This is a genomic window from Mycobacterium sp. NPDC050853 (assembly GCF_040653875.1).
In the GTDB taxonomy this organism is placed as follows: Bacteria; Actinomycetota; Actinomycetes; order Mycobacteriales; family Mycobacteriaceae; genus Mycobacterium.
Genome location: NZ_JBFAGW010000002.1, coordinates 359,936 through 375,614, shown reverse-complemented (window position 1 = coordinate 375,614; position 15,679 = coordinate 359,936). Strand labels below are relative to the sequence as shown.

At 63.8% G+C, this 15,679-nt stretch carries 12 protein-coding genes; 7 read left to right on the top strand and 5 right to left on the bottom strand.

The features are described 5' to 3' along the window. Positions 1 to 111: 111 nt before the first annotated feature. Genes AB0H22_RS10125 through AB0H22_RS10115 form a run of 3 tightly spaced genes read left to right on the top strand, consistent with a single transcriptional unit; the run spans position 112 to position 5,655 of the window. The gene (locus tag AB0H22_RS10125) at positions 112 to 1,572 is read left to right on the top strand and encodes a DUF3375 domain-containing protein (RefSeq protein WP_180751660.1); all 1,461 of its coding nucleotides are present in this window, start codon (positions 112 to 114) and stop codon (positions 1,570 to 1,572) included. Beyond that, complete coding sequence (locus AB0H22_RS10120) at positions 1,569 to 2,303, top strand: DUF4194 domain-containing protein (protein WP_180751661.1); 735 nt, start codon at positions 1,569 to 1,571, stop codon at positions 2,301 to 2,303. Before AB0H22_RS10125 ends, AB0H22_RS10120 begins: the two co-directional genes overlap by 4 nt. Further along, positions 2,290 to 5,655, top strand: coding sequence for an ATP-binding protein (locus AB0H22_RS10115; RefSeq protein ID WP_358146529.1), 3,366 nt, complete (start codon positions 2,290 to 2,292; stop codon positions 5,653 to 5,655). The genes AB0H22_RS10120 and AB0H22_RS10115 overlap by 14 nt, the downstream gene beginning before the upstream one ends. Positions 5,656 to 5,676: 21 nt before the next feature. On the opposite strand, the gene AB0H22_RS10110 is transcribed toward AB0H22_RS10115, so the two are convergent. Next, entirely contained in the window at positions 5,677 to 6,462 is a 786-nt protein-coding gene (locus AB0H22_RS10110) for a crotonase/enoyl-CoA hydratase family protein (RefSeq protein ID WP_358146528.1), read from the bottom strand. 83 nt (positions 6,463 to 6,545) lie between these two features. Here AB0H22_RS10110 and AB0H22_RS10105 point away from each other — a divergent pair, with 83 nt between their 5' ends. Continuing rightward, positions 6,546 to 7,118 (top strand): TetR/AcrR family transcriptional regulator, encoded by a 573-nt coding sequence (locus AB0H22_RS10105; protein ID WP_180751664.1) that lies wholly within the window; start codon positions 6,546 to 6,548, stop codon positions 7,116 to 7,118. Beyond that, complete coding sequence (locus tag AB0H22_RS10100; RefSeq protein ID WP_358146527.1) at positions 7,115 to 9,349, top strand: molybdopterin oxidoreductase family protein; 2,235 nt, start codon at positions 7,115 to 7,117, stop codon at positions 9,347 to 9,349. The genes AB0H22_RS10105 and AB0H22_RS10100 overlap by 4 nt, the downstream gene beginning before the upstream one ends. Here the strand turns inward: AB0H22_RS10100 and AB0H22_RS10095 are convergent. From AB0H22_RS10095 to AB0H22_RS10085, 3 genes are all read right to left on the bottom strand, one after another. Next, the gene (locus AB0H22_RS10095) at positions 9,346 to 10,773 is read right to left on the bottom strand and encodes an FAD-dependent monooxygenase (protein WP_358146525.1); all 1,428 of its coding nucleotides are present in this window, start codon (positions 10,771 to 10,773) and stop codon (positions 9,346 to 9,348) included. The genes AB0H22_RS10100 and AB0H22_RS10095 overlap by 4 nt on opposite strands. Beyond that, positions 10,770 to 11,342, bottom strand: a complete 573-nt coding sequence (locus AB0H22_RS10090) for a TetR/AcrR family transcriptional regulator (RefSeq protein ID WP_180751667.1) — start codon at positions 11,340 to 11,342, stop codon at positions 10,770 to 10,772. The genes AB0H22_RS10095 and AB0H22_RS10090 overlap by 4 nt, the downstream gene beginning before the upstream one ends. 253 nt (positions 11,343 to 11,595) lie before the next feature. Continuing rightward, positions 11,596 to 12,051 (bottom strand): MaoC family dehydratase, encoded by a 456-nt coding sequence (locus AB0H22_RS10085; protein ID WP_358146524.1) that lies wholly within the window; start codon positions 12,049 to 12,051, stop codon positions 11,596 to 11,598. A 134-nt stretch (positions 12,052 to 12,185) separates the two neighbouring features. On the opposite strand from AB0H22_RS10085, the gene AB0H22_RS10080 reads away from it, so the two are divergent. Beyond that, positions 12,186 to 12,881: a sensor domain-containing protein gene (locus AB0H22_RS10080; protein WP_358146523.1), complete on the top strand. Its 696-nt coding sequence runs from the start codon at positions 12,186 to 12,188 to the stop codon at positions 12,879 to 12,881. Positions 12,882 to 12,888: 7 nt separating this feature from the next. Here the strand turns inward: AB0H22_RS10080 and AB0H22_RS10075 are convergent, their stop codons facing one another. Then, entirely contained in the window at positions 12,889 to 13,629 is a 741-nt protein-coding gene (locus AB0H22_RS10075) for a TetR family transcriptional regulator (protein ID WP_358146522.1), read from the bottom strand. Between the two features lie 242 nt (positions 13,630 to 13,871). Here AB0H22_RS10075 and AB0H22_RS10070 point away from each other — a divergent pair, with 242 nt between their 5' ends. After that, complete coding sequence (locus tag AB0H22_RS10070) at positions 13,872 to 15,608, top strand: alpha/beta-hydrolase family protein (RefSeq protein ID WP_358146521.1); 1,737 nt, start codon at positions 13,872 to 13,874, stop codon at positions 15,606 to 15,608. Positions 15,609 to 15,679 lie beyond the last annotated feature (71 nt).

Below are 15,679 nucleotides of genomic sequence, written 5' to 3'. Positions count from 1 at the left end.
AGCGAGCCCATTCGCCACGCCCCTCTCGGCCCGGTAGGTTTTCCGGGCCAGTGGCTAAGGCAGCTGCGCTGGCCGGGGAACAAACCGTTAGCAACGTGATGGAGGTGTGCGATGAATGACCTAACCGTCGAAGAACTGTTCGCGCACAACGATGACGTGCAGAAATCCCGTGCGGTCCGGCTATTGGCCGCTAAGAATCTGGCGCCGTACATCACGTTGATGGAACGCCACCTGGACCGCAGTGCGAAGGTTTCCGAACCTGCGCTGGTAGCCAAGCTGGACAGAGATCTGAACGCCGTGGGCCTGGGCGAACAGTCCGGTCTCGCCCTGATCAAGAGCTGGGCCAGCGACGGCTGGCTGCACCGGGTGTCGGACGGCACCGGTCCGGACGCCGAAAATGTCTGCTCGCTGACCGAGGATGCCCGCAGCGCGCTGGCCTTCGTCCGTCGCCTGCGTCGAGCAGACACCGTGGCCACCGGCGGGTCCATCGCCGGTATCGCCGCGGGCCTCAAACGGGTCGCCACGCAGCTGGACGGCGACCCTGCCCGCATGCGCGCCGATATCGAAGCCCAGATCGCCGAGCTGCAGACCCAGCTGCACGCCGTCGACGACGGATACCGCCCTGAACCGGACATCGTGGACCTCGAAGATGAGACCCGCGCCATTGCCTACCAGATGGAACAGGTGATCACCGATATCGTCCGCTACGGCAGCATGCAGAATGAGATCACCGCAGGTCTCATCGATGCCGCCGAGGATTCCGATTCCGGGTTCCGGGACCGTGCGCGACGGATGTTCGCCGACTATGACACCCTCTTCGACTCGCGTGAACGCGCCTCCTACGCGGCCTTCACGCGCACCATTCAGGACCCTGATCAGCGTGCTGCGCTGCGCACCGATATCGCTTGTGTCGCTGAGGGATTACCCGCGCTCGACCCAGGGCTGCGCGATGTGATGAAGAACTTTTTCAAGCTGGTCTCGCAGCAGATCGCCGAGGTCTCCCGCATCGAACAGCGCTGCGCACAGCGCATCCGGAGATTCTTCGCGGCGGGCACCACAGAGCAGGCACGTGGCCGCGCACGACAGCTCAACGACGCGCTGGCCTCCGGGCACGCCCTGCTTAAAGTGTCCACGGCGGATTCGCCAATCGACGCCGAACTGCCGATTGGCCGTTCTGCAGCGGCGTCCATCGGCGCCTTGTCGTTCACCATCAAGGACACCGCGCCGCCGGTGCTCGCTCAGGACGCGCAGTCGGGGCTGCTCGATTTGAGCGGATTTTCGGCGTTGGTCACCCAGGTGGATATGGCCTCGTTGGCGGATACGGTGAACAGCGCCGTCGCCAAGGGGCCGGTGTCGCTGCCCGACATGATCTCTCACGTCGATGCGCCCTATCTGGGCGATGTCATCGTGCTGTGGTCGCTGGCGCTCAAACAGGACCCGGAAGCGGGATCCGCCCCCGACCGTGAATCCGCAAAGGTGAAGTTCCGGTCCCTCGACGGACAGGACCGGGTGATGGAGGTACCTCAGCTGATGTTCCGTGAACCCGTGCTGGTGACTGGGAGTGAGTTATGAGCGCCGTGTCCACTGGTAAGCCCTTGGGAAATATCAATTTTGACGACCTCCCCGGCGTCGAACCCGATGCCTCCGCGCCGAGAACCGTCAAGGGACCACGGTTCGATGGCGATACCAGCGAGCTGCCCGACAAGGCGTGCTGGGCACTGCAGAACCTGGTTGCCCGGCGTTACCTGAGCAAGGACGGCCAGCCCGAACTGTGGGCGACGATGATCGAGCACCGGAAGGTGCTCGCCGCACGGCTCTCCGAATTGGACCTACGACTGCGGGTATTCGATGACCTTGAGGTTGCGTACGCAGAACCGGCGCTCTTGGAGAACCCCAGCCCGTACGGCGCCCGGGTACTGCGCCGCGAACCCCTGGGCACCTACGCATCGATCGTCGCGCTGCACCTGGCCAAGATCGCACGGACCGCCCACGACGAACATGTCCTGGTCAGCCGTGACGATATCCACGAGCTCTTCGCCAACGTCAGTCACGATATCGACCGCGACGAGGCGATGCTGCGCGACCGAGTCGACGAGGCCATCAAACGTTTGTCCAAGGCCGAAATCCTGCAGCGCACTCGCGACGACGAGCACAGCTACAGCATCAGTCCGGTCATCAACGCGCTGATGTCCGCGCAGATGATCGAGGCGTTGCAACGCCAGTACGAGCAGCTCCAGCGCGGCGGCCCCGCGCCGGAAGACTCCACCGACGAAGAAGATGGCGATACCGATGACGACGAATGACGGCCTGAATGATTCTGCCACCCAGCAGTTCTGGCTGTCCCGACTGCAGGTCATCAACTGGGGTGTCTTCGACGGCTACCACAGCATCGAGTTCAGCCGCCGCGGCACGCTGATCACCGGCTCCTCCGGTAGCGGCAAATCATCTCTGCTGGACGCGATCTCGCTGGCGTTCCTGTCCTCGAACCGCCGCAATTTCAACGCGTCCAGCGACACCACCGCCGCGGGCTCCAATATGGGCAAACGCACCGTCGACAAGTACATACGCGGCCTGTGGGGTGAGTTGAAGAACCCCGGGGAGCGGCCCAAGCAGATGTTTCTGCGCGGCAAGGGTGCGGCGTGGTCGGCCATCGCGGTCACGTACGCCGGCACCGACGGCCGCGTCATCACCGGCCTTGTGCTCAAATGGCTTGCTCCGGGCTCTGATTCGGATTCTTCGAGCCGCTACTACCTCATCGACGCCGATACCGATATTCGCGACCTGTGCAACGGGTGGGCCAGCAAGGGGTACTCGGGCTCGGTCTTTGAGAGCGCCGGCTGGCGCGGCCACAAGAGCGAGCGCTGGTATCTGGAACAGCTTTATGCCACCGTCGGGATTCAGGGGTCCTCGGCGGCCCAGCAGCTGCTGGGTAAGGCGAAATCGCTCAAGAGCGTCGGTGGTCTTGAGCAGTTCGTGCGCGAGTACATGCTCGACGAACCTGAGTCGATGGCCGCGATCTCCGAAGCCTTGGGCCAGATCACGCCATTGGTCGACGCCCGCGGCGCGCTGGCGGTGGCGCAGCGTCAGCGGCAGACACTGGGCGATATCGAACAGATCCAGCAGACTTACGCCGGCGACTCCGCTCAGCTTGCGACTGTCGATGTCGTCGATCATCACACCGTGCGCGACTACGTGGACCAGCAGCGCCTGGCGTTGGCGGTCCCGGAGATTGATCTGCTGGACACCGAGATCACCCGCCTGGGCGGGGAGTGCGACGAAATCCAGACGCGCCAGGACATTCTCACCGGTGAGCGCGACAAACTGCTGGGGCGCATCGCTGCCGCCGATAGCAACCTGGCGCCGCTGAAGAGCGAGCTGGCCCACGCCCGCGCCCGTGCCGAAGAGGTGTCGCGACGGCGCACCGCGTATGAGAGCGCGCTGTGGGACCTTGGGCACGCGGACGATATTGAGTCCGCCGAGGAGTTCGAGGCCATGCGGGTGGAAAGCCTGCGGTCGGTCACCCGGATCAATGCCGAGCTGGAAGCCGGGCACGATGCCTATGTCATGGCGGCCGGTGCGCTGTCCGCCGCACGAGACCAACTCAGGTCCGCATCTTCCGAGTTCAAGCGGGTCGAGCATGTCGGTACTCCGGTGCCGCCGGACGAGGACCGCATGCGCGGGGAAATCGTTGCGGCGCTGGGCCTCACCCTCAAGGACCTGCCCTACGTTTGCGAGCTGATGGACCTGCGTCCCGGGCAGGAGCGCTGGCGCCGGTCCGTGGAGAAGGTGCTCCGATCTACCGGCCTATGCCTGCTGGTTCCCGACCAGCACCACCGGCAGGTGCTGCGGTACGTCAACGAGAACCCGATGCGGGGTTACCTGCAGATGGAACGGGTGATCCCTTCCGGTGCGCCGCGTCGAGCCGAGCCGGGCACCCTCGCGGATTGCCTGCGCCTTACCAACCCCAACCACGAATGCTCAAGCGCCGCGATGAATCTCGTTATCGCAGTGGGCGACTACGCATTGGTGGACAGCCCCGACGAGTTCAGTAAGCACCGCCGGGCCGTCACCGACCAGGGGTTGCGCAAGGACGGTGACCGCAGGGCGGTCAAGGACGACCGGCGTGAACTGCGTGCCTCTCAGTACATCTACCAAGGCAATGCCGGTGACAAGCGGGCCGCGCTTTCCGACGATGTGGTCGAGGCGCAGCAGTCTGTGGGGGACGCGGAGAAGTTCATCGGCGAGATGGACACCAAGCGTGAGGAGCTTCGCTCCGAGGTGGTGCGATGGTCAAAGCTGCACGGCCAGTACGAGTACTGGAGCCAGATCGATACCGAGTCGGCCGATGCGGCCGTCGGGCGGTTGCAGGATCAGTACGACGCGATGCTGGAGGCCAACCCGGACCTGACAGGTCTTCAGCAGCAGGCCGACTCCTATCTCGACGAGATCAAGAAGCTTTCCGAGCGTATCGGTGCGTTGAGAAGGCAAGAATCCGAACATGATTCACGCCGTACTCGGCTGCTTGACCTGATGGACAACCTCAGCCCACGGGAGGTGGGCGGGCACACCCGTTCCGGTATCGAGGTCTATGTCCCGCAGCTGTCGTCCAGCCTGGATGTGCTCGAGCCCGATGCTTACCGGCTGGAGCTGTGGCGCCAGATCGAGAAGGACCAGTCCGTGCTGCGGGAAAGCGTGACCCGCTCGCGCAACGAGCTCACCCGAATCCTCAATGCCTACGACCGGGATTTCCCAGACTCGATTCCCAACGACGGCGAGAACTTCGACGAGAAGATCCACGACTACGTGGCGCTGTGCCGCCGGATCGACGAGCGCGACCTGCCTGCCGCATATGAGCAGATGCTGCGGCTCATCACCGAGCAGGCACCCACTGCGGTGCTGCGGCTGCACCAGCTTGCCGAGGAAGAGGCGCATCGCATCACCGACCAGATCGACCGCGTCAACAGTGGTTTGGGCTCGGTGGAGTTCAACAGGGGAACGCGGCTGACGCTGCGGGCCGAGCCCAAGGCGCTCGAAGCGGTGGGTGAGCTCAACGAACGCGCCCGGCACATCTCCGGTCGCGCGGTCGCGGTGTCCATGGGGGACGAGAAGGCCATCCACGACCAGTACCAGGACATCCTGCAGCTGCGGAACCTGCTGGCGGCCGAGACTCCCGAGGCCCGACAGTGGACGCGCGACGCATTGGATGTGCGCAACCGGTTCGTGCTGTACTGCGAGGAGAGTGACGCCACCACCGGTGAGGTGATCCGTACCTACAGCAATGCGGGTGCGAACTCCGGTGGGGAACAAGAGAAGCTGATGGCGTTCTGTCTCGCCGGTGCGCTGAGCTTCAACCTCGCCAATCCCGAAACCGGGGACAACCGGCCGGTATTCGCGCAGTTGATGCTCGACGAGGCGTTCTCGAAATCCGATCCACAGTTCGCGCAGCAGGCGCTGTCGGCGTTCCGAAAGTTCGGGTTCCAGCTGGTGATCGTCGCCACCGTACAGAACACCACCACGATCCAGCCCTATATCGACAGCGTCGTCATGGTGTCCAAACCCGATGGCCCGGGGGTGCGGCCGGTTGCCTCGACCCGTACGGTGCCGATCGGGGAGCTTGGAGATGTGCGAAAGGCCGTGAGCGCGCGCGGGGTTTGAGCTTCTTCGCGCAAGCGGTCATCAGCGCCCGACGAATTCGGCGGTGGTGCGGGTCAAAAATGCCTGCACACCCAGGGCGGCATCCTCGGTGGTGAACAGCTCGCGGATGGTGGGCACAAGCTGCGCCTCGGCAGCGGCCTCGCCCTCGGCTAGGGCTAACCGGGCGTTGCGCAAGGTGGCCTGCACACCCAGGGGTGCCTGGCGCGCGATCGTCTGGGCGATAGCGATCGCCTTGTCGACATGCTCACCGGCAGGTACGACCTCCTGCACGATCCCGATGCGATGCGCCTCGGCAGCGTCGAAGGTCTCCGCCGTCAGCATCCACCGCATCGCATTGCCCCAGCCGGCGGTGCGTGGGAAGCGGATGGTGGCACCGCCGAATGGGTAGATGCCCCGGTTGATTTCGAGCTGGGCGAAGGTAGCGGTCTCGTCGGCGATCACGATATCGGCGGCGAGTGCCAACTCGATACCCAGTGTGAGCACCTTGCCGTGCACGGCAATGACAAGCGGCTTGGACAAATGCGTACCGTCGACCTGCCACGGGTTGATCCCGTTCTCGGCTGTTAACGACCCGCCGCTCTGAATCTCGGCGGCCACGCTGGCCAGGTCGAGACCGGCGGTGAACATGGTCCCCTCCCCGTAAAGCACTGCGGCCCGCAGATCGGCATCCGCGTCGAATTCGCCGAATGCCCGGGACAGCTCCTGGAGCATCGCCTTATCGAACGCATTGCGCTTGGCCGGCCGGTTCAGGCCGATCACCAGGACGTATCCCTCACGCCGGATGCTCAGGGTTTCGTACTCGCTCATTGACTTCTCCGTCCACACCGAGGATTATGTAGAGCAGCATACATAGTCGCCGCAGGGCGAGGGAGAACACCGGAAGGCCGAGGATGAGCACGCCGCGTGAACGAATGGTTGCCTCGGCGGCCCTACTGATCCGCGAGCGCGGCGCACATGCCACCGCCATTTCCGATGTTCTCGAACACAGCGGTGCACCGCGCGGCTCCGCCTACCACTACTTTCCCGGCGGACGTACCCAACTGCTCGGCGAAGCCGTGGATCTCGCGGGGGAGTACATCGCCGGGATGATCGATGGGAAGCCCACCGCTACGGACGCTCTCGACGCTCTCGTCGCCCTCTACCGGAAGCAACTGGTGCGCACAGATTTTCGGGCAGGGTGCCCGGTGGTAGCGGTCGCTGTCGAGGCCGGAGACCCGGAAAGTCCGGCCAGCAATGCGAAGCTCATCGCGCACTCGGCGGTGGTCTTCCAGCGCTGGGTCGGCCTCATCGCGGACAAGCTGGCCGCCGCCGGTGCCACTCGCACCCGCGCCGACGAACTCGCGATGTTGATGACGACCTCGCTGGAGGGGGCCATCATCGTCGCGCGATCCATCCGCGACGTCACACCAATCGATGTGGTGCATAAGCAATTACGCACACTGATCGAGGAGGCCCTGTCATGACCACCACCAATTGGCTGCCCACCGCGTGCATCCTGTGCGAGTGCAACTGCGGCATCGTTGTACAGACCGAGGGCCGCACGCTCGCCAAGATTCGCGGTGACAAAGAACATCCGGGCTCGAAGGGCTACACCTGCAATAAGGCCCTGCGCCTGGATCACTACCAGAACAACGCCAACCGGCTGACCTCGCCGATGCGCCGCCGCCCCGACGGCACCTACGAGGAAATCAATTGGGACACTGCGATCGTGGAGATCGCCGAGGGCTTCAAAGACATCCGTGACAACCATGGCGGAGACAAGATCTTCTACTACGGCGGTGGAGGCCAGGGGAATCATCTGGGTGGCGCGTACAGCGGCGCCTTCCTCAAGGCGATCGGGTCCAAGTACCGCTCCAACGCCCTTGCGCAGGAAAAGACCGGGGAGGCCTGGATCGACAAGAGCCTCTACGGCGGGCATACCCGAGGGGAGTTCGAGCACGCCGAGGTGTCGGTGTTCGTGGGGAAGAACCCATGGATGTCGCAGAGCTTTCCGCGGGCACGGGTGGTGCTCAACGAGATCGCCAAGGATCCGCAGCGCTCGATGATCGTCATCGACCCGGTGATCACCGATACCGCCAAGATGGCCGACTTTCACCTCCGGGTGCGACCCGGTGCCGACGCCTGGTGCCTTGCGGCACTCGCCGCGGTGCTGGTCCAGGAAGACCTGTGTGACGAAGCATTTCTCGCCGAACATGTCACCGGTACCGAAGAGGTTCGGGACGCGCTACGTGCCGTACCGATCGGCGACTACGCACAGCGCAGCGGTGTCGACGAGGATCTCATTCGGCGGGCGGCCCGTCGGGTCGCGTCCGCAGAGAGCGTGGCGGTCTTCGAAGACCTCGGGATTCAGCAGGCCCCCAACAGCACACTGAGCTCCTACCTCAACAAGATGTTGTGGATACTCACCGGGAGTTTCGCCAAGCGCGGAGGCCAGCATCTGCATTCGTGGATGGCACCGCTCATGGGTGGCTTCTTCGGAAACACCCCGGTAACCGGCGCCCGCATCATCGGCGGTCTGGTGCCCTCGAACGTCATCCCCGACGAGATCCTCACCGATCACCCCGACCGGTTCCGCGGGATGATTGTCGAGAGCAGCAATCCCGCACACTCCCTGGCGGATTCGGCGAGATGCAAGGAAGCGTTCCAAACCTTGGAGCTGCTTGTCGTCGTCGACGTGGCGATGACCGAGACCGCCCGCCTCGCGCATTACGTGCTGCCAGCTGCCACACAATTCGAGAAGGTGGAGGCGACGTTCTTCAATCTCGAGTTTCCGCACAACACCTTTCAGCTGCGACACCCGCTGTTCGAACCCGAGCGGGGAACGCTCCCCGAGCCCGAGATCTGGGCGCGGTTGGTCCGGGCGCTGGGTGTGGTGGACGATGCGGATCTGCAGCCGTTGCGCGAAGCCGCCGCACAGGGCCGGGATGCCTATCTGCAGGCGTTCTTCACGGTGCTGGCCAATCCGGCACTTGCCTCGCTGGCACCCTATGTCCTATACGAAACCCTCGGCCCGACCCTGCCCCAGGGATTGGAAGGTGCCGCCGCACTCTGGGGTCTGGCGCAGAAGGCGATGATGACCTACCCGCAGGCGGTGGCGCGAGCCGGCCACCGCGATGGCAACGCGCTTTTCGACGCTATCCTGAACAGTCCTTCCGGTGTCACGTTCACCGTTCACGACTACGAGGACGACTTCGCGCTGATCACTCATGCGGACCACAAGATTGCGCTGGTGATCCCCGAAATGCTTGAGGATATCCGGGGATTGGCATCTCGCCCGGCCCAGCTGACGACACCCGAATTTCCGATCGTGCTCTCCGCGGGTGAGCGGCGGGCATACACCGCCAACGACATCCTCCGGGACCCGTCGTGGCGAAAGCGAGACCAGCAAGGTGCACTACGGATCAGCCTGGAGGATGCGCAGCAGCTCGGTATCGCCGACGGTGAACGAGTGCGCGTCGCCACTGCGGCCGGTAGCGCCGAGGCCACCGTCGAGATCAGCGACATGATGCAGCCCGGCCATGCCTCATTGCCGAACGGGTTTGGGCTCGATTACACCGACGAGACCGGCGTGAGGCACGTGCCGGGTGTCGCCCCGAACGCGCTCACCTCATCGGCCTGGCGTGACGAGTACGCCGGTACCCCATGGCACAAGCACGTTCCTGCGCGTATCGAGCCGCTGGCGGTTAGCGTCTAACGCACGCTGGCGACGTATTTCCGCACCGTCTCCTCGGATTCGGTTATGACACCGAGGTAACCGTCGGGGCGCACCAATGCGAGTGTCGATTCCGAGACGTCGTACTCGGCCGACGGTGCGAGGCGTTGCACGCGCACTCCATCGATGTGCACCGCGCGGTTCTCAAACGTGAGCACAGTGAAGTGGGTTCCGCGGAGCACGTCAAAGAGACGACGTCCGCCCTGCAGCGCCGCGTCGGGCGCTCGGTCCCCGGCTCGGAGCTTTCCGGGGGACGCGCGGTCGTCGATCGCTAGGGAACTCCCGCGATACCCGATATCCAGCTGATGCAACTGCGGCGCAGTCTCTTTTGAGGGCTCGAAGTTACGATAGTGCAGGTCGGTGCTCAGCCCGAGCACCGATGCGGCGACGGGCATCCGTTCCTCTTCGTAGGTATCCAGCAGCTGCTCGGGGGCGCCCGAGCTGACTGCCGCCAGCTTCCAGCCCAAGTTGTAGGCGTCCTGCACGCTGGTGCTCAGACCCTGCCCGCCCGCGGAGGAATGCACGTGGGCGGCGTCTCCGGCCAGGAACACCCGGCCCACGCGGAATCGATCCACCATCCGTGCGTTGACTCGGTAGAGCGATATCCACCGCAGGTCGTGCAGCACAATGTCATCGCGTCCGGACCGCTCCACCAAGAGGCCCTGTACCGCCTCGAGGGTCAATGGGGGAGCAACGTCGGTGGCCATGCTCGCGACAAACTGATAGTGATCACTGCTCGGCAGGTTCCACAACGAAAACCGTTCGGACACCTGCCCGCCGCGCGTCAGTACATGACAGAACGTGCCGTCCAAACCGTCGGCGCGGACATCGCCTATCAGTGTTCGTTCGCTCTCGAAGGTCTTCCCGGCGAATCCCACATCGAGGGCCTTGCGAATCGCGCTACGCCCGCCATCGGTGCCGACAAGGTGCGACGCGCGTATCCGCACCGGGATGCCGTCGCGAAGAAACGTGACGGTCACCCCCTCGCCGTCCTGCTCGAAACCGATTACCTCACTACTGAATTCAACATCGCCTCCGAGTTCACGCAGACGGCCTAACAGGATCTCATCGGTGCGCCACTGCGGCACCATCCAGAAGCGTGGATAGGGCACACCGGGGCCGCAAGGCACACCCGAGCCGACCATCTCGGCCAGAGTTCGTTCGCCGACGATCTCCCGTCCGGCGTAGATACGGAACGGCGGCATGTCCATGCCGCCGGCCTCGATGGCATCCGCGACACCCAGATCGTCGAGCACCTCCTGGGTGCGCGGTGACAGCCCCTTGCCGCGAGAACCGGGGAAGAGGCCGGGTGCCTTGTCGAACACCCGGCACGGGATCCCGCGACGTGCCAATTCGCATGCCAGCGTTAGGCCGGTGGGGCCGGCGCCGGCGATCACTACCGTCATAAAACACCACCTCGGATAAGCACGATCAGCACATGGTCGACGAGCCGCTCGATGAATGCATCGTCGATGGGGGCGTCCAGAGTCAGCCGGTGCGTGATCATCGCCTCGGCGACATCGTGAATGAGCTCCCGGTCGACCTCGGCGGACACCTCGCCGCGAGAGATGGCCCGGGACAGGGGCATATCGAAGGGCGAGAGGCCAGGATCGGCGAGATGACGATTGATCGCCTCGGTCAGCGCCTCGTCGTGTCCCATCGCACGGATGAGGTCGGCATAGAGGGCCGGTGGGACTGCTTCGGCCTTCCGGCGCAGCATGCCCAGCGTCGCAATGAGATCCCCACGCAGATTGCCGGTGTCGGGGACTTCGTCGTTGAAGCTCGCGTCGTGGGCGTCCAGGGCGGCCTTCACCAGCTCGGCCTTGTTTCCCCACCTGCGATAGATCGTAGTTTTGCTGGCATGTGCCTGTGCTGCAACGGAATCCATAGAGAATCGGTCATACCCGTCGCATATCAATACCTGTAGTGCGGTATCGAGTATTGCGGCGCTGCGCGCCTCTCCGCGGGGGACCATGCGCTAAGTGTACGTTATCCGTACACATAGTAAAACGGGATCTAGGCGCCAACTGGCGCCGACGCTCCTATGTCGACTGTCGCCGTGCCATAAGCGGTGCTGCTGGGTGTGTTCGTCGCGATTTTCGACCCCATCCCTTACGGATCGACAGTTGCGGGCATGTGTTGACACCCAAGGTAATTGGTCAGGGCGCCTGCGGGTGATTCAGGTGCTCGCGCAGGAACTGTTGTTCCCGGCGCTCGACGAGGCGTGACTACTGGTACAGATACACGCTCTCGGCGGCGCAGGGCGGGCGGTCCTTGCCCTCGGTCTCGTACTTGATGCCGTACGTCGCCTCGACGGTGCCCTTGTCGCGCAGCTTGGCCGACAGCAGCGTGACGTGGCCGCGAACCCGCGCGCCCACATGCAGCGGCGCTGGGAACCGAACCTTGTTGACCCCGTAGTTGAGCACGGCGTCGTAGGACGCGATCTCCAGCACCTCGTCCAGGAAGGCCGGGGCGAGCGCGAGGGTGAGGTATCCATGCACGATGGTCCCGCCGAATGGGCCGGCCTTGGCGCGCTCGGCGTCGGTATGAATCCACTGCCGGTCACCTGTCGCGTCCGCGAACTCGTTGACCTGTTCCTGGGTGATCTGAACCCAACTGCTGGTACCCAATTCGACTCTGCCCAGGGACAGTAGCTCCTGTGGTGTCGCCAGCCTGGTGGACATACCGCGCGCTCCTTTTCGGGTCGTGGTGCCTTATCGCATTACCGACGTGTTGTGTTGACTGGACTCTTCTTACCCGAGTTCTCATGCCTGCCACGGGACAATGCCGAAATCCGGGGAAGCGATGGGTGCGGGTAATGTTTGCCGACATGAGGTGGTCTGTGCCGCTGCTGCTCGCATTGCTGCTCGTGGCGACGGGCTGTCAACGTGGTGTCGACGGGGAAGCGACGGCCGATAAGCGGCCGGACCCGGCGGGGCCTATTCAGCCGGCGCAGCTCGACCAACTCCTCACTCCGGCGCAGTCGCTGACCATTACGCCGGGAAAGCCACTGTTCGAAACCGATATGCAGTCGGTCCTCTGGATCGGTGCCGATCCCGCGGAATGTCAAGGTGTCGTCGGATACGGCCGATATCCGCTCTTCCCCACGAATTACACCGGGCGTGAAGCGCGGACACAGATTGACAACCAGTACCCGAACCAGCACCAACTCCTCGAGGTGTCGGCCACCTACCCCGGCGACTTCCAGGCGGTGAAGTTTCTGGACTCCGTACGCTCGACCGTCTCCGAGTGCCAGCGTCAGGTCGCAGCCTGGGGCGATGACGAGAAACGTCATACCGTCACACCCGGTCCGGTGGTACCCGGTTCACCGGACATGGTGCGTTGGTCGACGAATCTCAATGGTGATCAATGGGTTTGCGAGTTCACCGTAATCGCCAAGGCGAACGTGATCTCACAGCTCGTCACTTGTTCGGCGGATCGGTCGATCGACAATAGGGCACTGTCGAACAAACGGCTTCAGAAGATCGAGGAGCTGCTCAACTCCAAGGTGTGACGACCGGTCAGGACGATTCGCGTGTCGCGATGTCCTGGGTGAGCAGGTGCTCGGCTCGTTCGATGATGGCATTGACGGTGAAATCGAAGTTGGCATCCGAGATGGTCGCGATCGAATGGCCGCGGGACGCGAGGTCATGCAGGGTGGGCGCGACCGTGGCGCTCGGTGCCAGGTTGCGGGCGTCGCCGGAGGCAGGCATGACGGTATCCAAGTGTTCCAGCACCACGATGCCCCGAATATGCAGAGACAGAGAGAAATACACGTCTATCGCGTTATCCGGGCTGAATCCGACGCCGATCAGGGTCTGGACAAGGGATTCCAGGTTCTGAATGCTCGCCTGCAGCGCCTCGGCACTGAGCTCGCTCGTGCGCATCAGGATGAGCTCGACCAGCACCGGGCGTGTTCGAAATGCCTGGCGCATCCGGCGGGTGTGGTTGCGCAGGGCGTCCTGCCAGGTTTCGTCTCCGATGAAGGGTGCGGCGAAGTGGTACTGCTTGGTGGCGCGATCGGTCATCGCATCGAGCAGTTCGCCCTTTTTGCGGAAGTACCAGTAGATGCTGGTGACACCGACATCGAGATGTTTCGCTAGCAGCGGCATACTCAGCCCGCAGATCCCTATCTCCTCGGCGAGCTCAAATGCTCCGGCGATGATGTCCTCGGCAGTGATGGAGCCGCGGCGTCGCCGTTCTCTTTTTGGGCCTTGTGTGCTGGTCGTCTTGGCCTCGCGGCCGACACCGGCATGTTGCATGTGTAATCCTCGTCGTACCCCCGTTGCGTCGATCTGTCCCCGCCCACGGTTTAAAGGCCCTGGTAGCAAGTTGGCAGGATACCGCAGAGAACTGTGGGCACGGTCAGCTCCCTGTTTGGCTCAGTTCGCTGTGCCGGTGGCACGCGGTCAGACTCAGGGCTTTGCGCGCCGGGTACCTCCCGCAGTACACATGGATCTTGTTCTGGCCATACCCGTGTGCGGGGCACTGACGGCGGGCACCATTGGCATTCGCAGCTGGCGGCATCGGGAAGGGCTTGGCAATGGCAATCGACAGGGATATCGAAACGGAACCGGCGGCAGACGCTGCCGTATCGAAGCCCGAGAAAACCCCTTGGTGGGTGCGGCAGTACACGTTCACGGGTACCGCGGTGGGCCTGGCCTTCCTCTGGCTGTCGATGACCCCGTCGTTACTTCCGCGCGGCCCGCTGTTCCAGGCGTTGGTGAGCGGAGGCGCGGGTGCCATCGGGTACGGGCTCGGCGTCTTGGCGGTATGGCTGGTGCGGTACATGCGGTCAAAGGATTCGAGTCCGCCGCCGCCCGCCATCGCGTGGCGAGTGCTCATCGTGTTCGGGATTATCGGCACTGCCCTGATGATCGTGTGGTTCCACTTCTGGCAGGACCGGGTGCGTGACCTCATGGGTGTGCCGCGGCTGGGATTCTGGGCGCACCCGCAGACCGCGGTGATGTCGGTCATCGCATTGTTCGTCCTGGTCGAATTCGGCCAGCAGATTCGCCGGTTGATCCTGTTCCTCGTCGAGCGGCTCAATCGCGTAGCCCCCAAACGGGTATCCGCGGTGGTCGCCGTCACGTTGGTGGTGGTCCTCGGGATGGCACTCATCAACGGCGTCGTCGTGAGGTTCACGATGCGCGCCCTCAACAACACATTCTCGGCGGTGAACAACGAGGAGAACCCCGACAACCCGCCGCCCACCACCTCATTGCGTTCCGGCGGACCGAATTCATTGGTCTCCTGGGCCTCGCTGGGCAATCAAGGCCGTGCCTTCATCGGAGGCGGTGCCACTACACAAGAGCTTTCGGCGTTCAACAAGGCTCCGGCGACCGAACCGATCCGGGCGTACGCGGGCCTGGAATCCGCTGACGATATTAAGGCGACGGCCGAGCTCGCCGCCCGTGAACTGGAACGTGAGGGCGGCCTTCACCGAAAGGTGGTGGCGGTGGCCACCACAACGGGAACCGGCTGGATCAACGAAGCGGAGGCCGACGCCCTCGAATACATGTACAACGGTGACACCTCCATCGTCAGCATGCAGTATTCGTTCTTGCCCAGCTGGATTTCGTTCCTGGTCGACAAGGAGAACGCGCGCCAGGCGGGGCAGGCGCTGTTCGAGGCCGTTTCGGCACGGGTCCGTGCAATGCCGGAGGGTGTGCGGCCCAAGCTCGTGGTGTTCGGTGAGAGCCTCGGCTCATTCGGCGGTGAAGCGCCGTTCCTGTCGGTGAACAACATCGTGGCCCGCACCGACGGTGCGTTGTTCTCCGGCCCGACGTTCAACAACACCATGTGGCTTGAGGCCACGCATAACCGCGATGACGGGTCGCCGGAGGTGTTGCCCATCTACGACAACGGGCGGAACGTCCGGTTCGCCTCACGCCCGGAGGACCTGAATCGGCCCGCTGATCCTTGGGCGCGCCCACGCATTGTCTACCTGCAGCACGCATCCGATCCGATCGCGTGGTGGAATCCGGACCTCATCCTGAGCAAGCCTGACTGGCTGCGTGAACCCCGCGGCTACGACGTGTTGCCGAGCATGGAGTGGATACCGTTCGTGACGTTCCTACAGGTATCCGCCGATATGGCTGTCGCGGTCGATGTTCCCGATGGTCACGGTCACGTTTATGTCCGGGCCGTCGCCGATGCCTGGGCAGCCATCCTGCAGCCGCCCGGCTGGACTCCGGAGAAGACCGAACGATTGCGGTTGCTGCTGCGCTCGGGGGAGTAGGGCACCAAACCTGGGAAGCGTGCATTCCGTACGGTGGCTGGGTGAGCCACACCCTGGGGTCGAGTAACTAC